We start from the raw sequence: 19,725 nt of genomic DNA, 5'->3' as shown, positions 1-19,725 counted from the left end.
TGTCCTTCAGCAAGAGCGGCTCCCGGCGCGCCGATGACCGATTGCGCCGTGCACCGTCCGCCGTGTCGCGTGCAGAGCCGACCGATACGGTGTGGCCGCGCAGCCGGGAGGACACGCCCCCGCGGCAAGTCTCGCGGGCAGGACTTCCGGGCACGACCCACCGGTAAGCCTTCTTACGCCCCCAGCCCCGCGGCGCCGGAGACCGGGGCCGAGACAGCCGGGCGTCAGGTACCGGGGCGGCCCAACCAACGACACCCTGGAGCCGCACCGCCCGGCGGCCCGCGCCGTGCCGGACGGCCGGATGAGAACGGTGACTCCACCCGTTCTCGATCGAGGGCCCGTCGCCCGCCGGATCTCCTGCCCGTGTTTCGACGCCGCAAGACTTCTCCGACCGACGCGTCGCCCGGCGCCGGTTCAGGTCCCGCCGCGGGGCAACTCGCGGTGTCGGGCGTGAGCCGACGCTACGGCCGGACGCTGGCGCTGGACAACGTGTCGCTGACGCTCGGTCCGGGCGAGATCCTGGCGGTGCTCGGCGCCTCCGGCTGCGGGAAGAGCACGCTGCTGCGGCTCATCGCCGGCCTGGACGCGCCGGACGCGGGCGAGATCGCCTTCGGCGATCGCCGCGTCGCCGGGCGCGGCCGCAACGCGCCGCCCGCGAGCCGCGGCGTGGGCCTGATGTTCCAGGACTACGCGCTGTTTCCCCACCTCACCGTGCTGGCCAATGTCCGCTTCGGCCTCGCCCATCTCCGCGGCGCGGACGCGCGGGACATCGCCCGCGAGCGCCTCGATCAGGTCGGGCTGGCACACCGCGCCGACAGCTATCCGGGCACGCTGTCGGGCGGAGAGGCGCAGCGGGTGGCGCTCGCCAGGGCGCTGGCCCCGCGTCCGCGGGTGCTGCTCCTCGACGAGCCGTTCTCGAACCTCGATGCCGGCACCCGCGAGCGTGTCCGCGCCGACACCCTGGCGGTCCTGCGGCGGGACGGCATCGGCGCGATCCTCGTCACGCACGATGCGGCCGAGGCGGTCGCCTGCGCGGACCGCATCGTCCTGATGCACCGGGGTCGGATCGTCCAGAGCGGCAGCGCCGAGGCGCTGTACGCCGCGCCGGCGACGCCGTTCGCCGCCCGGGCGCTCGGCGAGATCATCGAGATTCCGGGCCGCGCCGTCGACGGCCACGTCGCGACACCCCTCGGCACGCTGCCCCGGCCCGACGCCGTGCCGGAGGGCGCGGTCAAGGTCTGCCTGCGCCCCGAGGCGATCCGCCTCGGGCCGGCGGGTGCCGGGGTGCCGGCCAGGATCCTGGGCCGGGCCTTCGCGGGGCCGCGTCTGCGCCTGGACATCGCGGTCGCGGGCCTCGGCGCGCCGCTGCGCCTCGACCTCCCGCCGGAGGAAGTCCCGGGCGAGCAGGTCGGCATCGAGCTGCTGCCCGGGCGCGCCCACGTCTTCCCGCTGCCGGACGGAGTCCAAGTGTTGTCAGATTGTAATTAGAATACATCTAAATAAATCCGCCTTGCAGGGCGCACTCTTACTCTATAGCACCGGCTCGTCGCTCGACGAACGGGGTTTATCATGTTGGACGTCTGCAGAACCGGAGCCTGGGCGAGCTTGTGCCTGTCTCTCTGCTTCGGCGGACCGGCCTACGCGGCCGAGGTCAACCTCTACACCACCCGCGAGCCGGGCCTGATCCGGCCGCTGCTCGACGCCTACACGGCGCAGAGCGGCGTCACCGTGAACACGGTCTTCGTGGAGAAGGGGCTGGCCGAGCGGGTCGCCGCGGAGGGCGCGCGCTCGTCCGCCGACGTCCTCATGACGGTCGATATCGGCAACCTGATCGAACTCGTCGACCGCGACCTGACCCAGCCGGTGCGCTCGCCCGTGCTCGAAGCGGCCGTGCCGGCGCCCCTGCGCGGCGCCGACGGGCGCTGGTTCGCCCTCTCGATGCGCGCGCGCGTGCTCTACGCCGACACGGGCCTGAACGATCTCGCGGCCGCGACCTACGAATCGCTCGCCGACCCGCGCTGGAAGGGCAAGGTGTGCCTGCGCTCGGGCCAGCATCCCTACAACACCGCCCTGATCGCCGCCTTCCTCGTCCGCCACGGCGCGGAGAAGACGGAGGCGTGGCTGCGGGGCGTGAAGGACAACCTCGCCCGCAAGGCGACGGGCGGCGACCGGGACGTGGCCCGCGACATCGCGGCCGACCTCTGCGAGGTGGGCCTCGGCAATTCCTACTATGTCGGACTGATGCGCTCGGGTCGCGGCGGGGCGGACCAGCAGAAATGGGGCGCGGCCATCAAGGTCGTGCTGCCGACCTTCGAGGGCGGGGGCACGCACGTGAACGTGTCGGGGGCGGTCGTCGCCAAGAACGCGCCGAACCGCGACCAGGCGGTCAAGCTCCTCGAGTACCTCGTCTCCGACGCCGCGCAGGCGCTCTACGCCAAGGTCGACTACGAGTATCCGGTGAAGGCCGGCGCCCCGATCGAGCCGCTGCTCGCGGAACTCGGTCCGCTGAGCGTCGATCCGACACCGCTCGTCGAGATCGCCCGCAACCGCAAGGCGGCGAGCCTGCTCGTCGACAAGGTCGGCTTCGACAACTGAGTTCGAGCCGGGCCGGATGTCGGTGACCCGCTCTCTGGGCTGGGCGGGGGCGGTCGCCCTGGCGGCGCTGCTGCTCGCGCCCGTGATCTCCCTGGGCTTCACGGCGTCCGAGGGCGGCGGCGAGCTGTGGCCGCACCTCGCCGCCTACGTGCTGCCGCAGGCGATCCGCGACACCGCCCTGCTGCTCGCGGGCGTCGGCCTCCTGGTGATCGGGCTCGGGACCGCGACGGCGTGGCTGGTCGCGGCGTTCGACTTCCCCGGTCGGCGCCTCCTCGAGGCCGCCCTGCTGCTGCCGCTGGCGATGCCGACCTACGTGGTCGCCTACGCCTATCTCGACCTGCTGCACCCGCTCGGGCCGTTCCAGGTCGGGCTGCGGGGCCTGCTCGGCCTGTCGAGCCCGCGCGATCTCGCCCTGCCGGACCTGCGCTCGCTCCCGGGCTGCAGCCTGCTGCTCGGCTTCGTGCTCTACCCTTACGTCTATCTGCCGACCCGCGCGCTGTTCCTGATGCAGGCCGGCTCGCTGCTGGAAGCCGCGCGGACGCTCGGGGCCGGGCCGTGGCGCAGCTTCCTGCGGATCGCCCTCCCGCTCGCGCGGCCGGCGATCGCCCTCGGCACCGGCCTCGCCCTGATGGAGGCGCTGAACGATGTCGGCGCGGCCGAGTTCCTGGGGGTGCGCACGCTGACGGTGCAGGTCTACGCCACCTGGGTGAACCGCTCGGACCTGCCCGGCGCCGCGCAGATCGCGCTGGTGATGCTGGCCGCGGTGGTCGCGGTCGTCGGCCTCGGACGGCTCGCGCGGGCCGGCCGCGGCTATGCCGGAGGCGCCCGCCGCCACACGGCCGGCGCGCGCCGCCGGCTGGACGGCTGGCGGGCGGGGTCGGCCCTGGCCCTGGGCACGGCCCCCGTCGCGATCGGATTCCTGGTGCCGGCGGGCTCTCTCGGCCTCGAGGCGTGGCGCCGGATCGACGCGAGCGGCTTGCCCGACGCGCTCGCCGCCCAGGCCCTCAACACGGTCTACTACGCGGGCCTCGCCACGGCGGTGACGGTGCTGGCGGGCCTGGCGGTGGCGGCCGTTCCCTCCCTGCTGAGCGCCCGGGCCGGGCGCCTGCTCATCGGCGCGGCCGGGATCGGCTACGCCATGCCCGGGACCGTGCTGGCGGTCGGGCTCCTGGGTCCTCTGGCGCTGGTCGAGGCCGGGTTGTTCGAGGCCGGCCTGACGACCGCACGGGTGGGACTCGGGACCGGCGCCGCCCTCGTCATCGCCTACGCCCTGCGCTTCCTGACCGTTACGGTGGGCGCCAGCGAGGCCGGCTTCGCGCGGATCCCGCGCACCATCCCCGACGCCGCGCGGGTGCTCGGGCGGGGTCGGCTCGCCACGCTGGTCACCGTGCAGCTGCCGCTGGCCTGGCCCGCGGTGCTGAGCGGCGGCCTCCTCGCCTTCGTCGACATCGCCAAGGAACTGCCGGTGACGCTGCTCCTGCGTCCCCTCAACGTCGAGACGTTGAGCACGCATCTCTACGGCGAGGCGGCGCGCGGCACGTACGAGGACGGCGCCGTCGCCGCCGTGCTCATCGTGATGATCGGTCTCCTCCCGGTGACGCTCCTGCTCAGGCTCGACCGGAACGCGATCGGGCCGGGACGGTTGGCCGGGGAAGAGCCGCGGACCGGCCGGGGATAGGCCGGGGAGAGGCCGGGGAGAGGTCGGGGGGAGGTCGGGGATCGATCGCCCGCCCTTCGCGCCGCCCGCTCCGCGCGCCGGTATCCGTCTCGTGCCGCGCGCCCGTCTCCGCGTCGCGGGCCTCGGCGGTCAGGCGATGGTCGGAACGATCCCGCCCTCGACCCGGAGCGCGGCGCCGTTGGTCGCGGCGGCGAGGGGACTCGCCAGGTAGGCGATCATGGCGGCGACCTCGTCCGGCTCGATCAGGCGCTGGATCAGCGACAGCGGCCGATGGAGCCGGAAGAACTCCGCCTCCATCGCCTCGGGCGACAGGTCGGGATCGGAGGCGACACTCTTCAGGAAATCGCCGATCCCGTCGGAGCGCGTGGGCCCGGGCAGCACCGTGTTCACGGTGACGCCGCTGCCCTTGGTGAGCTGGGCGAGTCCGCGGGCGATCGTCAGCTGGGCCGATTTGGTCACGGCGTAGTGGATCATGTCGGGCGGCGGCACGATCCCGGACTCGCTCGAGACGAACAGGACGCGCCCCCAGCCGCGCGCCTGCATCCCCGGGAGATAGGCCTGCGCGAGCCGGGCCCCCGACACGACGTTGACCGCGAACAGGCGGTGCCAGTCGTCGTCGGCGATGTCCGGGAAGGCCTTGGCCTCGTAGATCCCGAGATTGTTGACGAGGATGTCGACCGCGGGGGCCGCGCGCACGAGCGCGGCAGCGCCCTCGGCCGTGGCGGGATCGGCCAGGATCGCGCGCGCGCGGCCCGCGGCGGCGACCGCGGCCGCGGCCGCATCGAGCTTGGCCTGCTGGCGCCCCGCGATGATGACCTCCGCGCCCTCCGCGGCCAGCCGTTTGGCCACAGCGAGACCGATCCCGGCGGTCGAGCCGGTGACCAGGGCGCTTCGTCCCGTGAGCTGAAGATCCATGACGGTTCGTCCTCGTTGCCGTGTCGGTCCCGAGGAGATGGACGGCCGCCGGATTGCTGAGTAGCAGGCATCGCGGCACGATGATCGTGACTTCGATGCACGAGTGGCGGCGCGATGGACAACCGGCTCGGGGACATGGAGGCGTTCCTCCAGGCGACGCGGTGCGGCAGCTTCGCGGCGGCCGCCAAGGCCCTGCGGCAAACCCCCTCCGCCGTGAGCCGGGCCGTCGCCCGCCTCGAGGCGCGCCTCGGGGTCGCGCTGCTCCGGCGCACGACCCGATCCCTGACCCTGACCCCGGAAGGCGAGGCCTATCGCGAGCGGGCCGCCGAGCTGATGGCGGAACTCGACGCGATGGAGCGGGGCCTCACCCAGACCGCCGCCGAGCCGAGCGGGCGGCTCCGGGTGAACGCCTCGGTCCCGTACGGGACCCACGTCGTCCTGCCGGTCCTGCCGCGCTTTCTCGCGCAGCACCCGCGGATGAGCCTGGATCTCGCCCTGACCGACGAGGTGATCGACCTGCCCGCCACGCAGGCGGACGTCGCGATCCGGATCGGCCCACTCCGCGACACCCGCCTGCGGGCGCGACGCCTCGGGCGCAGCCGGATGATCGTGGTCGCCGCCCCCGCCTATCTCGCGCGGGAAGGTGTCCCGGAGCATCCCGACGGCCTCGCGGCGCACAAGTGCCTCAACTTCAGCTTCCGCCGCTCCCTCGATACCTGGCCGTTCCGCGTCGGAGCCGGTCTCAACCAGCGGCCGATCCAGGGGAATTTCTACGGCAATTCCGGCGAGGTGGTGCGCCTGATGGCGCTCGGCGGCGCCGGGATCGCCCGCCTCGCCCGGTTCCATGTGGCGGCCGATCTCGCGGCCGGCCGGCTCGTGCCGGTGCTGGAGGCGTTCAACCCCGGCGATGCCGAGGACGTCCACGTCCTCTATGTCGGCCACGCGCGCTTGGCGCTGCGCATCCGAAGCTTCGTCGATTTCCTCGCCGCCCACGCGACGGTGGAGGAATGACATCGGCGCGGCAGACGCTTCACGAGCGATGCCTCGACTGCGGTAATATTTATTTTCATTGCTCGAAGACCCGAAATATTTGAGACGCTTGGGTCCTGAACAGGATCAGATCCGGCGACGGAGAGGCCGGCTCGCGGTCCGGGCGCTGGAACCGAGCGTCGCCGAGCCCGTCATGCGCGGCCCGACCTCGGTGCAGCGCGCGCGTGCGCGCGACCCCGAACCGCTCTGGCAGCCATCGGCCGCTCTGAGTGCTAACCGACTGAGATCGCGGGCGATTCGGCGTTTGTTAACAGCTCAGCCGGCAACTTTCTTGCTTCGTCGTGGGTCACTCTCACGATGCGCGCAGGAGGGGCCGCCATGAGCGTTTCGACCGCCTTCCGTCGTCAGCTGGAAGGCTACAGCCTGACGACAGCCGAGATCCTGTATCACCTGCCCGACCATCCCCACCTGCTCCAGACCTTCATCTGGCAGCAGCACGATCTCTTCCCCGTCTTCCCGGAGCTGAAGCGCTTCCTGGCCTTCTGGCAGGGCGCCCTCGATGGGCCGCTGCATTCGGTGAAGGTGGCCCACAGCCGCCTGATCAGGCCCGCGGAATTGCGGGCCGTCGGCAGCGAGTTTCACCTCCACTGACGCCGGGGGCGGGAGCCGAGCTTTCCGCGGGCCCGCGCGGGAAGCGCGATCGCGATGGTCGCGGAGATCGCGGAGATCGCCTGCGCCGGCCGGATGCGGGCTCAGGATCCGCGCTCAGATCTCGCCGCGACTCATCCGCTTGGCGATGTGGTCCGCCTGCCGCAGGGCCAGCGCGACGATGGTGAGGGTCGGATTCTCCGCGGCGCCGGTCGTGAACTGGGAGCCGTCCGAGACGAACAGGTTCTCGACATCGTGGGCTTGGCCGAAGCGGTTGACGACGCCGTCCCGGGGCTTCTCGCTCATGCGGTTCGTGCCGAGGTTGTGCGTCGACGGATAGGGCGGGGTGCGGATGGTGCGGACCGCGCCGACGGCCTCGTAGAGGGCGCTGCCCTGCCTGTAGGCGTGCTCGCGCATCGCCTCGTCGTTGGGATGGTCGGCGAAATGGACCGACGCGACCGGCATCCCGTAGGCATCCGTGTCGTCCGACAGGGTGATGCGGTTGTCGGAACAGGGCATGTCCTCGCCCACGATCCAGAGGCCCGCCATGTTCCGGTACTTGTCGAGGGCGCCGGTGAAGTCGCGGCCCCACGTCTGCGGGTCGAGGAACGCCGCCATGAAGGGCAGGCCCAGGGAGAGCGTCTCGAGCTCGTAGCCGCCGACGAAGCCGCGGCTCGGATCGTGCCGGGCCTCGTCGCGCACGATGCCGGCCATCGTGGTGCCGCGGTACATGTGGACCGGCTTCTCGAAGATGGCATAGACCGAACCGGTCGTGTGGCGCATGTAGTTGCGCCCGACCTGCCCCGACGCGTTGGCCAGACCGTCGAGGAACTTCGCCGAGTGCGAATTGAGGAGGAGTCTCGGGCTCTCGATGGAGTTGCCGGCCACGGCGACGGCCCGCGCTCTCTGCCGGTGCTCGACGCCGTCCTTGTCGGCGTAGACCACGCCGGTGACCTTGCCGCCGGAATCGTGCTCGATCCGCAGCACCTGGCAGCCCGAACGGACCTCGAGCCGGCCCGTGGCCTCGCCCTTCGGGATCTCCGCGATGAGCGTCGACCACTTCGCGCCCGACTTGCACCCCTGGAAGCAGAAGCCGAGCTGCATGCACGCGGCGCGGTCGTCGCGCGGCTCGGAGTTGATGGCCATCCGGCCGGTATGCACCTCCGTGTAGCCGATCTTGCGGGCGCCGGCCTCGAGCACCTTGAAGTTGTTGTTGCCCGGCAGGCCCGGGATGCCGTTGGTGCGCGTGACGCCCATCCGGTTCTCGGCCATGGCGTACCAGGGGTCCATCTCCGGGAGGTCGACGGGCCAGTCGAGGAGGTTGGCCCCCTTCACGGCGCCGTAATGCGTGCGCGTCCTGAACTCGTGCTCCTGGAAGCGCAGCGACGCGCCCGCCCAGTGCACGGTCGAGCCGCCGACGGCCTTCACGATCCAGGCCGGCAGGTTGGGGAACGTCTTGGCGATCGGCCACGGCCCGGTGGCGTGCCGCTTGTCCTTCCAGGCGAGCTGGGCGAACGAATCCCACTCGTCGTTGACGAAGTCGAAGGTCTCGTGCCGGTCGCCCGCCTCGAGGATGACGGTGTCGATGCCCTTGAGCGCGAGCTGGGTCCCGAGGGTCCCGCCGCCGGCGCCCGAGCCGACGATGACGAAGACGGAGCCGTCGCTGAGGTCGTAGGGAGCTGACATGGTTTCCTCCTGCCGCGGATCGGCCCCGTCCCGTCTTCGCGCGGGATGGTCGGACCGAGCGGTGAATGCGTGTCGCGCGCGGCCGTCGGCGCGGGCGCCGGGCCGCCGTCAGAGCCAGTCGATGTCGTCGAAGCCGCGCTCCAGGTAGCCGCCCTTGTCGAAGGAGGCGCCCTCGTAGCCGAAGATCGGCCACAGCTCCTTCTGGTTGTAGAGACCGACGATGAGGTTGGCCCGCACCTTCTGGAAGAACGGGGTCGGCTCGATGGTCTCGAGGAGGGCTGCCCGGTCCGTATCCTGCGGAACCTTGGCGTAGGGCAGGCGGTGCCTCTCGACGGCCGCCCGGTTGAGCGCGGCCATCCCGTCCTCGAGGAGCGTCAGTTCTCCTGGAGCGGTCCGCGCCGCGTCGTCGAGGATCTGCACCGCGGCGGCGTAGTACCTGTCGGCGACGCGGTCGTGCGGGTAGCAGTCGCGCGACATCTGCACGAGCGAGGCGAAGGTCTCGGGCTTCGTCGCCTTCGGCATCTGCGCCCAGGCCCGCCCGGTCACGCTGCCGTCCGGCATAACCGCGACCGCGAGCAGCGTCGAGCCCGCGGCGCCCAGGAAGCCGCGGCGGGACAGGTGTGCGCCCGTCTCCTGCATCCTCATCCCGTCCTCCCCTGTCCGTGTCGGTCGTGCCGGTGCCGCGGCGGCCGATGGCGGGCCGTCGCGGGTCATCAGGCGAAGCGCCAACCGCGGGCGAGCACCTCGATCTTGTGCTCGTCCGGGTCGTCGATGAAGCAGGAGCGCGCCGTGACCCGGGCGGCCCCCACGCCCAGGCCGCAGGCGCCGTCGTGGCCCGTGTTGACCGTCAGCGCCGACGCGAGACCGGACGCGGCATGCGCGAGATCGATCGGGGTGAAGGTTTCGAAGCCGGGCCGGTCGGCGGTGTCGAGGCGGAAGGTGGTCCGGTAGAAACGCGCGGAGCGCGCCGCGTCCCGGACCCGGATCATCGCGGGGATCCGCTCGGGCATGTCGGACATGTCGCGCATGATCCCCCTGTCGAGGCCCGAGGCCGAAGGCCCCGAGGGGTCCCGCCGAGCGGAAACTTAGAGCCGCTCCAGCGTGCGGTGGTAGTATCATGCTACTGCGGAGCGGGCCCGCGACGATCCGCGGAGCGCGTTATGCCAGAGCCCGGAAGGCGGTGGAAACGGGCGCGCGCTGCATTATTGTTCCTCATCCCGGGGAACCGCGGGCGGTCGCCGCGGGTGAGCGGCGCGGATCGCAGGGGTGGACATGTGCAATCTGTACTCGGGGATGCCGTCCGCCGACTACGAGGGCGAGACCCGCTCCATCCGGCTCGGCGGACACTCGACCTCGATCAGGATCGAGGTGATGTTCTGGAACGTGCTCGAGGACATCGCCGCCGCTCAGGGCATGACCCTTCCCCGCCTCGTGACGCTTCTCTACGACGAAGTGCTCGCTCTCCACGGTGAGGCACGCAATTTCGCCTCGCTCCTGCGGTGCGCGTGCCTGAGGCACCTCGAGATGAAGGCGGACCGCCTCGCCTCGGCGCAGCGGCGCGCCGTGGAACAGCGCGGCAGGGTCGCGGGGGACGTCGATGGCGCCCTGGACCGGATCGACGACCGTGACGTCGGCGTCGGACACGTCGCGCGGACCGCGCGCGCCCTGCGCGGCGACGCGGTCCGGCCGCGCGATGCCCGCGGCGAGGGCTGAGGCGCGTCCCCCCCGGCATGGCCGATGCAGAGGGCTGGCGCGGTCGGCCGCTCCGGCCCCGATGAACGGATACCCGACATGCCGCTGCAGGAAGCCCCGAGGTCGCCCATCCGCGGCGGTCGCATCGCGATCGCCGGCCTCGGCACCGTCGGGCTGGCCGTGGCGCGCGCTCGATGCGGGCGCCATATCGGGGCTGAGGCTGACCGCCGTCGCGGTTCACGATGCCGCCAGAGCCCGGGCCGCCCTCGCGGCGCTCGCGGAGCCGCCGGAGGTCGTCACCGCGTTCGACGCCCTGGAGCCGCGGGCCGACATCGTGCTGGAATGCGCGCCGTCCCAGCATCTCCCGGCGATCGTGCGGCCCTTCGTGGCGGCGGGGAAGACCGCGATCGTGCTGAGCTGCGGCGCGCTCCTCGATCACGAGGACCTCGTGGCGACGGCCCGCGCCCACGGCGGTCAGATCGTCGTCCCGACCGGCGCGCTGCTCGGCCTCGACGCCGTGACGGCCGCCGCGGAGGGTACTATCCGCACGGTGCGGATGATCACCCGCAAGCCCGTGCGCGGCCTCGTCGGCGCGCCCTACCTCGCGGAGAACGGCATCGAGATCGGCGGCATCACCGAGCCGATGCGCATCTTTGCCGGCAGCCCCCGCGAGGCGGCCCGCGGCTTCCCGGCGAATTTCAACGTCGCGGTCGCGCTCTCGCTGGCCGGCATCGGTCCCGACCGGACCGAGCTCGAGATCTGGGCCGACCCCGGCCTGGAGCGCAACACGCACCGCATCGAGGTGGAGGCCGACGCCGCGCGCTTCGCGATGACATCGAGAACGTCCTGACCGACGAGAACCCCCGCACGGGCCGCATCACGGCCCTGTCGGTCATCGCCTACCTGCGCAAGCTCACAGCCCCGCTCCGGGTCGGAACCTGACAGACCGGACCCGGCCGGCACGGCCCCTGCCGCCGCGCCCCCGCGCCCGGAGCGGTGCCCGGGCGCGGTCGCCTCTCAGAGCCCGGAGCGGTCCGTGACAGCGGCGAGCGGCGCGATCCCGTCCGCCATCGAGCGGGCCACGGCGGCCCCGTCAAGCGCGGGCGGCGCCGGTCGCGGGCCGCGCGGCGAGGTCGAGGCGCGGCCCCGCGGGCTCCGCGCTCACCTCCCGGACGCCACCCGCGATCTCACCCCGCCACTTGGCGACCGCCGCGGTGGCGAGCCCGTTACCGAGGACGTTCGTGACGGTGCGCCCCATGTCGAGGATCTGGTCGATGCCCATGATCAGCAGGATGCCGGCGGCCGGGAGACCGAACATCGGCACGGTGGCGGCGACCACGACCAACGAGGCCCGCGGCACGCCGGCGATGCCCTTGCTCGTCACCATCATGACGAGCAGCATCGTCAGCTGCTCGCCGAAGCCCATGTGAATCCCGAACGCCTGGGCGATGAACAGGGCGGCCATGGCCTGGTACATCATCGAGCCGTCGAGGTTGAACGAGTACCCGAGCGGCAGCACGAACCCGGTCACGCGCGGGCGCACCCCGAAGCGCTCCAGCACCTCGACGGTGCGCGGGAAGGCGGCCTCGCTGCTCGCCGTCGAGAAGGCGAGGATCATCGGGGCGCGCAGCAGGCGCAGCAGCTCCACCACGCGGCGGCCCAGCACGGCCCAGCCGGCACCGATCAGCAGCAGCCAGAGCAGGGACAGGCCCGCGTAGAAGCTGGCGATGAACTTGCCGTAATCGAGAAGGACGCCGAGCCCTTGGACGGTGACGACCGCCGCGATGGCCGCGAAGACGGCGATCGGCGCGAGCCGCATCACCGTGTCGGTGACCCTGAACATCACGCGGGCGAGGCCGTCGAGAAGCTGCACCATCGGCTCGCTGTAGCGCCGGTCGATCGTGCTGAGACCGAAGCCGAAGAAGATCGAGAAGACCAGGATCTGCAGCACCTCGTTGCCGGCCATGGCCGAGACGATGCTGGTCGGGAAGACGTGGACGAGGAAGTCGCGCAGGTTCAGCGAGGCGGCCTTCAGGCCGGTCTGCGCCCCCGCGTCGGGCAGCGGCAGGCCCAGGCCCGCGCCCGGCTGGAACAGGTTCGCGGTCAGGAGCCCGAGGGTGAGCGAGACGACCGAGGCGGTGACGAACCAGCCCATGGCCAGCGCGGCGACCCGGCCGACCGAGCGGGCGTCGCCGAAGCTCGCGATGCCGGCCACGATGGTGGCGAACACGAGCGGCGCGATGATCATCTTGATCAGACGCAGGAAGATGTCGGTCGCGAGGGTGAAGTGCGCCGCGAACGCCTTGGCCTCGTCGGGTCCGGCCGCCAGTCCGTGGAGGACGGCGCCGACGAGGATGCCGAGTGCCAGCCCGAGCCCGGTATAGAGCGTGAGCCGGCCCGAGCGCGATGTCGTGGAATCCGGGTCCGTATCGGCGTGCGTCATCCGTTGTCCTCCCATGGGATCGTGTTGTTCGGCGTGCGGGACCCGACCGCTGGCGTCGCGGGCGCGGATCCCGGATTCTGGATCAGGCCCCGGCGACGGCCCGGGCGATGACCGGATCGGGGGCTTGCGGGCGGGTCAGCCGCTCGGGCCGGAGGACCGCGTCGAGCTGCGCGCGGGCCATCAGCCCCTTCTCGAGCACGAGGTCGTAGACGCCGCGGCCGGTCGCGTGCGCCTCCATGGCGACGGCCGTCGCGTTGCGGTAGCCGATATAGGGGTTGAGCGCGGTCACGATCCCGATCGAGTGCTCGACGCTGGCGCGCAGCCGTTCGCGGTTGGCGGTGATGCCCCGCACGCAGTGGAGATCGAGCGTGCGGCAGGCGGCTTCGAGATGCGCGAAGCTGCGGAACAGGCTGTAGGCGATCACGGGCTCGAAGGCGTTGAGCTGCAGCTGGCCGGCCTCGGCCGCGAAGCTGATCGTCACGTCGTTGCCGATCACCTCGAACGCCACTTGGTTCACCACCTCGGGGATCACCGGATTGACCTTGCCGGGCATGATCGAGGAGCCGGCCTGCCGGGCCGGCAGGTTGATCTCGCCGAAGCCCGCGCGCGGACCGCTGGAGAGCAGGCGCAGGTCGTTGCAGGTCTTGGACAGCTTCACGGCCACCCGCTTGAGGACGCCGGACACCTGCACGAAGGCGCCGCAATCCTGGGTTGCCTCGACCAGATCCTCGGCCGTGACGAGCGGGATGCCGGTGATCTCGGACAGCCGCGCGCGGACCGCGGCCGCGTAGAGGGGATGCGCGGTGATGCCGGTCCCGATCGCGGTGGCGCCCATGTTGATCTCGCGGATCAGCAGCTCGGCCTCGCCCAGCCGGGCCTCGTCCTCGCCGAGCATGCGCGCGTAGGTGCCGAATTCCTGGCCGAGCGTCATGGGCACCGCGTCCTGCAGCTGGGTGCGGCCCATCTTGAGCACGTCCGAGAACTCGGCGGCCTTGGCCTCGAAGCTGCCGCGCAGCGACGCCATCGCGGCGACGAGCCGACGGATCGCGCCGATGCCGGCGATCTTGAGGGCCGTCGGGTACACGTCGTTGGTGCTCTGGCCCATGTTGACGTGCTCGTTCGGGTGCAGCTGCCCGTAGGCGCCGCGGGCGTGGCCGAGCAGTTCGAGCGCGCGGTTGGCCACGACCTCGTTGGCGTTCATGTTGGTCGAGGTCCCGGCCCCGCCCTGAATGAGATCGACCACGAACTGATCGTGCAGGCCGCCGGCCCGGATCTCCTCGCAGGCCGCGACGATCGCGTCGCAGCGCGCCGCATCGAGCAGGCCGAGTTCCCGGTTGGCGAGCGCCGCCGCCTGCTTGATCGCCGCGAGCGCCCGGATCAGGTCCGGGCAGGTGGCCAGCGTGGTGCCGGTGATCGGGAAGTTCTCGACCGCGCGCAGGGTATGGATGCCCCAGTAGGCCGCCTGCGGAACCTCGCGGTCGCCCAGGAGGTCGTGCTCGGTGCGGGTCGGGGCGGCGGAAGCGATCTCGGACACGGCTCTCTCCTCGCGCGCGGAAGCGATCCGGCGCGCCGTAGGGCAGGACGGTTGGGCGGACGATTGCGCGTGAGCGACCGGCCCGCGTGAGGGGGCGTCGACGCTCTCGACGGTGCGCGATGAAGGGTCGCCGCCAGTCGCCCCGCCCTCACGGGCGGCCGCGCCTGACCGGCCGGCGTCTGATAGTCCCGGTGCCGGCGGGCCGCCAATGCTAGTTGCGACCAGAACTATTCCGAACCGGAATAGTTCTTCGAATCCGCGGCGGCGGCCGACCAGACGGCCTCTAGGAACGGCCGGGCCCGCTCCGCGCTGCGGTACAGCCGGATCTCCATCGACATCTCGGGGCTGACGATGGCGAGCGCGCCCGCCGCGATCTCGCCGGCCACGAGGCTCCTCGGCAGCCACGCGACCCCGTGTCCCGCGAGCGCCATCGACCGCAGGGCCTCGGCCATCGAGTTCTCGTTCGTGTGGACCGGATAGGTCGCGGGCGCGCCCTCCCGGGCCTGGGCGATGGCGGCGAGCCGGCCCAGGAAGGAGCCGCGGGAATATTGCAGGAGCGGCAGGCGGCCTTCCCGGTCGCGGGGGAGATCCGCCGGCGCCGCCACGGCCACGAGGCTGTCCTGGCCCACGACGAGGCAGGGAAAGCGATCGGGCCCGAGCGGGATCGGGATGCCCGGATGGTGATAGGTCAGCATGAGGTCGTAGCCGCCCTCGACCAGGGCCTGGAGGCAGATGTTGAAGTTCTCCGGCAGCACGCGGCTGCTCATCGCGCCGAGCTCGCCCCGGAGCGTGCCGAGCCAGCGCGGCAGGAAGGAGAGGCAGAGCGAATGCAGGGCAGTGATGGCGACGACGGGCAGGCTCGACCGCTCGCTGCGGTTGCGGAAGTCGGCGCGGCTGAGGGTGAGGAGGCGCACCACCTCCTCGGCGGTCTCGAGGAAGTGGCGCCCGTCCGCCGTGAGGGTGATCGGGTAGGTGCTTCGGTCGAGCAAGGCCGTGCCGAGCCAGACCTCCAGGGAGCGGATGCGGCGGCTGAACGCCGATTGCGTGACGTGACGCGCCTCGGCCGAGCGTGAGAAGCTACGGGTCTCGGCGAGGCTGAGGAAGTCCTCGATCCACTTCAGTTCCATCGCCGGCCGGGCCACGTCCAGGGGTCACGGCCTTGAAACGCAGAAAGGGCGGGCCCGGCAAGCGGGGCGGGCGCGTCCGCGCCGACGCGGTCCGGCGCCCGATCCTGGGCGATCGTGGCCGATCCTGCCGAGAACCGCGCGCGCCGACGGCGCGGCCCGGAGCGGCTCAGAGCGGTCCGCCAGGCGCCCCTCGGACGAAGCGAGGCGGCCCGATCGTGGGCTGCGCGATAAGTCTCAACGCGACGGTGGCCGTCACGACGGCGTCGGAGGAGCGGCGCGGGGCGCTCCCCCGGCAGGCGGGCTCAGGCGAAGTGCGTCGGCAGACTCAGGGCCTGCGCGTAAGTCACCAGCGCGATCGCGCCGCCGATGAGGGTCGCGGCTATGGTGATGCGGTTCGTCCAGGTCATCGTCGTCTCCATCGGGCTCGCGACTGTCGTCGCGGTGTGATCCCGATGTAGGCTCAAGCTTTCAGGCCCGGCGTGTTCCGGAGCACCCGCGCTGACGGCGTTGCCGGAGCGACGGGATCGCCGTGGCCGCCGGCTCGGACCGCGGCCGGCTCGGGGAGCGCCCGACCGAACGGCCCCTCCGGCGGCTCCGCGGCAATCGTGCAGGCGTGCGGCACATCGAACGACACGGCGCAGCGATGTGACCGCGGGGCCTCAGCCGCGGGCGCGGCGGCCCGCGACAGGGTGCTACGTCCTTCGGTCGAGCACCGAGCACCACAAATGATGGCGACGGAAACGCCCGCGCGGGCTCTGCGCCTGGACAGGACTGGTCCGAGTCTGGGTCAGCCTCGGCGGCCGGCCGCAAGATCAGCATGAGCCGGCTGGCCGGGATCCGAGAGCGTCGCAGGACACACATGCAGGAAACACCCCGCAGAGTCGTGATCCGAACGGATCCCGATTTCGAACACGCCGTGATCGGCGGATTCAAGCTGGTCGAAGACGCCTACGCGCGCGGGATCATCTCTTGGATGCGCCGGTGCGCGTTGCGGGACCTGTTGGCGAGCGGCGAGTCCGAGCTGTACGAGAGGCGCACCTATGTGACGCCGCATTCGGACCCGGATGCGATCCAGATCGGCGTCTACTTGGAACCGACTTCGGCCTTCCTGATCGAACTCGGTCTGCTGACGCCGGAGATGACCGCGCCCGAACAGGCCGATTCCGGGGCCGACCGCGAGCGCTAGGGCCCGAGGCGCCGGGACGGAGGCTCCGGCCCGGCGGACGCGGGGTCGTGCAGGGGGCTCGCGGCGCGAGTTGCCCCGCCTCTGTGCTCCGGGCACTGCCCGCTGACGCGGCCGCGCGCGGCGGGGCGCGGCCCCGCGTTTGCCTCGCAGCCTCTCCGAGGGCACCATGCGACGCGACGAGGGTGACGGGCGCACGGTCTCCGATGGCATCCAGCACGAGCGCTCGCCGATGAGGCGCCGCGAGGTCCTCGCCGCCCTGGCCGCCGCCGCGGTCGCGCGGCCCGCCGTCGCGCAGCCCGCCAAGGTTCTGCGCTTCATCCCGGAAAGCGACGTCGCGGTGATCGACCCGATCTGGACGACGGCGACCGTGACGCGCAACCACGGCTACCTCGTTTTCGACACCCTCTACGGCCAGACCGCGGGCTACGAGTTCCAGCCGCAGATGGTCGAGGGCCACGCCGTCGAGGCGGATGGCCGCCTCTGGCGCCTGACCCTGCGCGAGGGCCTGCGCTTCCACGACGGCGCGCCGGTGCTGGCGCGCGACGCGGTGGCGAGCGTGCGCCGCTTCGCCGCCCGCGACGCCTTCGGCCGGGCGCTGATCGACGCCACCGACGAACTCGCGGCGACCTCCGACCGCGTCGTGCAGTTCCGCCTCAAGCGGCCGTTCCCGCTGCTGCCCGCGGCTCTGGGCAAGACCGGCACCTCGATGCCCTGCATCATGCCGGAGCGCCTGGCGAAGACCGACCCGAACACGCAGGTCACCGAGATGGTCGGCTCGGGCCCGTTCCGCTTCAAGGCGGACGAGCGCGTCCCGGGGGCGCTCACCGTCTACGAGCGCTTCGACGGCTACGTGCCCCGCCCGGACGGCGCGGCGAGCTTCACCGCCGGACCGAAGCGGGCCCATTTCGAGCGGATCGAGTGGCGGATCGTGCCCGACGCCTCCACCGCCGCGAGCGCGCTGGCGGCCGGCGAGGTCGACTGGTGGCAGAACCCGACGCCGGATCTGCAGGCGCTGCTCAGGAGCAGATCGGGGATCCGGCTGGAGGTGCTCGATCCGGCCGGCGGCATCGGCTGCCTGCGCTTCAACCACCTGCATCCGCCCTTCGACAATCCCGCGATCCTGCGGGCGCTGCTCGGCGCCATCGACCAGACCGAGTTCATGAGCGCGGTCGCGGGCGACGAGCGCGCCCTGTGGAAGGACCATGTCGGCGTCTTCAGCCCCGAGGCGCCGATGGCGACGCGCGCGGGCACCGACGGGCTGGTCGGCCCCCGCGACTACGCCGCGGTCAGGCGCGCCCTGGCGGAGGCCGGCTACCGGGGCGAGCGCGTCGTCATGCTCGACCCGACCGATTACCCGGCCACCCATCCCCTGGCCCTCGTCGCGGCCGAAGCCTTCCAGAAATGCGGGCTCGCCGTGGACCTCGTCGCGATGGACTGGGGGACCCTGGTGCAGCGCCGGGCGAGCCGCCAGCCCCCGGACAAGGGCGGCTGGAGCACCTTCGTCACCTACCTGAACGGCACCAACAACTTCGATCCCGCCGGCCAGCTCGGCATCCGCGGCAACGGCGACCAGGCCTGGTTCGGATGGCCCCGCGCGCCCCGTCTCGAGGAGCTGCGCGCCGCGTGGTTCACCGCGCCCGATTCTGCGGCGCAGAAGGCGATCTGCGCCGAGATCCAGCGACAGTTCTTCATCGACGTGCCGTACCTGCCGCTCGGCGCCTATTACGAGGCGACAGCCTATCGGGGCCTGACGGGCGTGCGCAACGGCTTCCCGCAATTCTACGATGTCAGGCCGGCCTAGAGCGCTCTGCACCGAAGTGGATACCGGTCCGGCGCAAGAGAGCGCGTCGAAACAGAGGCTTAGAGCCGCGCCCGGTCCTTACGTGGCGCGCCATCCTTCGCCGGGCCGGACCGTCGCCCCGGCGCGCGGCGCCCCGAGGACACCGGAGCCGATGCGCGTCGCCGTCCGGCCTTTCGCGGCCGCGGCGATGCGGGCGCGGTGGCGCGCGCTACATCGGTGCCATGCGGACTGCGCCAGCCTTCTCCTCCCGCCACCTCGACCGCCTCGGCGACCGCCTGACGGCCGATGTCGACAGCGGCGCGATCGCCGGGGCCGACATGCTCGTCGGCGGCGCGGACGGGGCGATCTGGCGACGCACCGTCGGCTACCGCGACCGCGTCGCGCACGCGCCCCTCGGGCCCGACGCGCTCTGGCGCATCTACTCCATGACCAAGGTTGTCGTCTCCGCCGCTACCATGGTGCTCGCCGAGCGCGGCGCACTGCGCCTCGATCAGCCCGTGGCGGCATTCATTCCCGCCTTCGAGCACCTGTCGGTGCTTGATCCGGACGGCGGCCTCAGGCCCGCCAGGGCCAGGCCGACCGTTCAGGATCTCCTGCGCCACACCGCCGGGATCGCCTACGGCTATCTCGGCGACGGGCCGGCGCGGCGCGCCTACGCGGCCGACGGCCTGCTCGCCGAGGATCTCGACAACGCGGCGTTCGCCGACCGGATCGCCCGCCTGCCGCTGGAGCACGAGCCCGGCACGGTGTGGCACTACTCGCACGCCACCGACGTGCTCGGCCGCGTCCTGGAGATCTCGGGCGGCGCGGATCTGCAGCGGGTCCTCGACGCGACCGTGCTCGAGCCGCTCGGCATGGCCGACACGCTGTTCCAGATCTCGGCCGCGATGGGATCACGCGTCGCGCAGCCGCTGCCGCAAGCACCGGGGCAGCGCCCTGTCTTTCACGATCCCGCGCAGCCGCGGCGCGGCCAGAGGGGCAATGGCGGCCTCGTATCGAGCACGGCGGACTGCGCCCGCTTCCTGCGCATGCTTCTCGCCGGCGGCAGTCTCGACGGCGCGCGCGTCCTGGCGCCGGCCAGCGTGCGGCTCATGACCTCGGATCATCTCGGGGCGGCGATCGCGAAGGCCGCCTACTATCCGCCGGGACCGGGCTACGGCTTCGGGCTGGGCGTGGCGGTCCGCCTCGCGGCGGGCGAGGCGCCGTTCCCCGGCAATATCGGCGACTGGTTCTGGAGCGGCGTCGGAGGCACATACTTCTGGGTTGACCCTGTAGAGGGGTTCTTCGCGCTCCTGATGATGCAGACCTCCTCGGCCGACCAGCGCCAGCACTACCGCACGCTGACCCGCACCATGGTCTACGCCGCCCTGGAAGACCGTCGACTGTCCGAGACGTCTCCCTGAGGGACAAGGTCCGCCCGACGCATGTCT

The 19,725-nt window shown here is 72.0% G+C and carries 16 protein-coding genes and 1 pseudogene; 10 read left to right on the top strand and 7 right to left on the bottom strand.

From position 1 onward, the window contains the following. The first annotated feature begins 441 nt into the window (after positions 1 to 441). The 3 genes from LXM90_RS30095 to LXM90_RS30085 all read left to right on the top strand — a co-directional run bounded on the left by LXM90_RS30095 (position 442) and on the right by LXM90_RS30085 (position 4,273). Complete coding sequence (locus tag LXM90_RS30095) at positions 442 to 1,488, top strand: ABC transporter ATP-binding protein (RefSeq protein WP_234083206.1); 1,047 nt, start codon at positions 442 to 444, stop codon at positions 1,486 to 1,488. An 81-nt stretch (positions 1,489 to 1,569) separates the two neighbouring features. Next, positions 1,570 to 2,595, top strand: coding sequence for an extracellular solute-binding protein (locus LXM90_RS30090; RefSeq protein WP_020095934.1), 1,026 nt, complete (start codon positions 1,570 to 1,572; stop codon positions 2,593 to 2,595). 16 nt (positions 2,596 to 2,611) lie between these two features. Next, positions 2,612 to 4,273, top strand: a complete 1,662-nt coding sequence (locus LXM90_RS30085; protein WP_234083203.1) for an ABC transporter permease — start codon at positions 2,612 to 2,614, stop codon at positions 4,271 to 4,273. Between the two features lie 129 nt (positions 4,274 to 4,402). Here the strand turns inward: LXM90_RS30085 and LXM90_RS30080 are convergent, their stop codons facing one another. Then, positions 4,403 to 5,188: an SDR family NAD(P)-dependent oxidoreductase gene (locus LXM90_RS30080; RefSeq protein WP_132368883.1), complete on the bottom strand. Its 786-nt coding sequence runs from the start codon at positions 5,186 to 5,188 to the stop codon at positions 4,403 to 4,405. A gap of 114 nt (positions 5,189 to 5,302) precedes the next feature. On the opposite strand from LXM90_RS30080, the gene LXM90_RS30075 reads away from it, so the two are divergent. Further along, on the top strand, positions 5,303 to 6,199 hold the full coding sequence (locus tag LXM90_RS30075; protein WP_234083201.1) for a LysR family transcriptional regulator: 897 nt from the start codon (positions 5,303 to 5,305) through the stop codon (positions 6,197 to 6,199). 357 nt (positions 6,200 to 6,556) lie between these two features. After that, positions 6,557 to 6,829 carry an usg protein gene (locus tag LXM90_RS30070; RefSeq protein WP_020095930.1) on the top strand — a complete coding sequence of 91 codons (273 nt, stop codon included), beginning with the start codon at positions 6,557 to 6,559 and terminating at the stop codon, positions 6,827 to 6,829. Between the two features lie 114 nt (positions 6,830 to 6,943). Here LXM90_RS30070 and LXM90_RS30065 read toward each other — a convergent pair whose 3' ends face one another. The 3 genes from LXM90_RS30065 to LXM90_RS30055 all read right to left on the bottom strand — a co-directional run bounded on the left by LXM90_RS30065 (position 6,944) and on the right by LXM90_RS30055 (position 9,540). Next, positions 6,944 to 8,512 carry a GMC family oxidoreductase gene (locus LXM90_RS30065; RefSeq protein ID WP_234083199.1) on the bottom strand — a complete coding sequence of 523 codons (1,569 nt, stop codon included), beginning with the start codon at positions 8,510 to 8,512 and terminating at the stop codon, positions 6,944 to 6,946. Between the two features lie 108 nt (positions 8,513 to 8,620). Beyond that, positions 8,621 to 9,157 carry a gluconate 2-dehydrogenase subunit 3 family protein gene (locus LXM90_RS30060; protein WP_244527024.1) on the bottom strand — a complete coding sequence of 179 codons (537 nt, stop codon included), beginning with the start codon at positions 9,155 to 9,157 and terminating at the stop codon, positions 8,621 to 8,623. A 68-nt stretch (positions 9,158 to 9,225) separates the two neighbouring features. Beyond that, entirely contained in the window at positions 9,226 to 9,540 is a 315-nt protein-coding gene (locus LXM90_RS30055; protein WP_234083197.1) for a hypothetical protein, read from the bottom strand. Positions 9,541 to 9,784: 244 nt separating this feature from the next. On the opposite strand from LXM90_RS30055, the gene LXM90_RS32135 reads away from it, so the two are divergent. Beyond that, entirely contained in the window at positions 9,785 to 10,225 is a 441-nt protein-coding gene (locus LXM90_RS32135; protein ID WP_020095926.1) for a ribbon-helix-helix domain-containing protein, read from the top strand. A 78-nt stretch (positions 10,226 to 10,303) separates the two neighbouring features. After that, positions 10,304 to 11,146 (top strand): annotated as a pseudogene (locus tag LXM90_RS30045) (aspartate dehydrogenase). A gap of 151 nt (positions 11,147 to 11,297) precedes the next feature. Here the strand turns inward: LXM90_RS30045 and LXM90_RS30040 are convergent. The 3 genes from LXM90_RS30040 to LXM90_RS30030 form a co-directional block, all read right to left on the bottom strand. Next, complete coding sequence (locus LXM90_RS30040) at positions 11,298 to 12,647, bottom strand: dicarboxylate/amino acid:cation symporter (RefSeq protein ID WP_042672326.1); 1,350 nt, start codon at positions 12,645 to 12,647, stop codon at positions 11,298 to 11,300. 82 nt (positions 12,648 to 12,729) lie between these two features. Further along, positions 12,730 to 14,181, bottom strand: coding sequence for an aspartate ammonia-lyase (aspA, locus tag LXM90_RS30035; RefSeq protein ID WP_020095924.1), 1,452 nt, complete (start codon positions 14,179 to 14,181; stop codon positions 12,730 to 12,732). Positions 14,182 to 14,408: 227 nt separating this feature from the next. Beyond that, the gene (locus LXM90_RS30030) at positions 14,409 to 15,308 is read right to left on the bottom strand and encodes a LysR family transcriptional regulator (RefSeq protein ID WP_020095923.1); all 900 of its coding nucleotides are present in this window, start codon (positions 15,306 to 15,308) and stop codon (positions 14,409 to 14,411) included. An 859-nt stretch (positions 15,309 to 16,167) separates the two neighbouring features. On the opposite strand from LXM90_RS30030, the gene LXM90_RS30025 reads away from it, so the two are divergent. The 3 genes from LXM90_RS30025 to LXM90_RS30015 all read left to right on the top strand — a co-directional run bounded on the left by LXM90_RS30025 (position 16,168) and on the right by LXM90_RS30015 (position 19,698). After that, positions 16,168 to 16,494, top strand: coding sequence for a hypothetical protein (locus LXM90_RS30025; RefSeq protein WP_128083354.1), 327 nt, complete (start codon positions 16,168 to 16,170; stop codon positions 16,492 to 16,494). Between the two features lie 229 nt (positions 16,495 to 16,723). Further along, the gene (locus LXM90_RS30020; protein WP_026605358.1) at positions 16,724 to 18,295 is read left to right on the top strand and encodes an ABC transporter substrate-binding protein; all 1,572 of its coding nucleotides are present in this window, start codon (positions 16,724 to 16,726) and stop codon (positions 18,293 to 18,295) included. 221 nt (positions 18,296 to 18,516) lie between these two features. Next, positions 18,517 to 19,698 carry a serine hydrolase domain-containing protein gene (locus tag LXM90_RS30015; protein ID WP_020095919.1) on the top strand — a complete coding sequence of 394 codons (1,182 nt, stop codon included), beginning with the start codon at positions 18,517 to 18,519 and terminating at the stop codon, positions 19,696 to 19,698. The last annotated feature ends 27 nt before the right edge of the window (positions 19,699 to 19,725 follow it).

The sequence above is a fragment of the Methylobacterium oryzae genome, assembly GCF_021398735.1.
Classification (GTDB): Bacteria; Pseudomonadota; Alphaproteobacteria; order Rhizobiales; family Beijerinckiaceae; genus Methylobacterium.
Note: the sequence above shows the minus strand (reverse complement) of the source record. Positions and strands in the feature narration are given on the sequence as shown.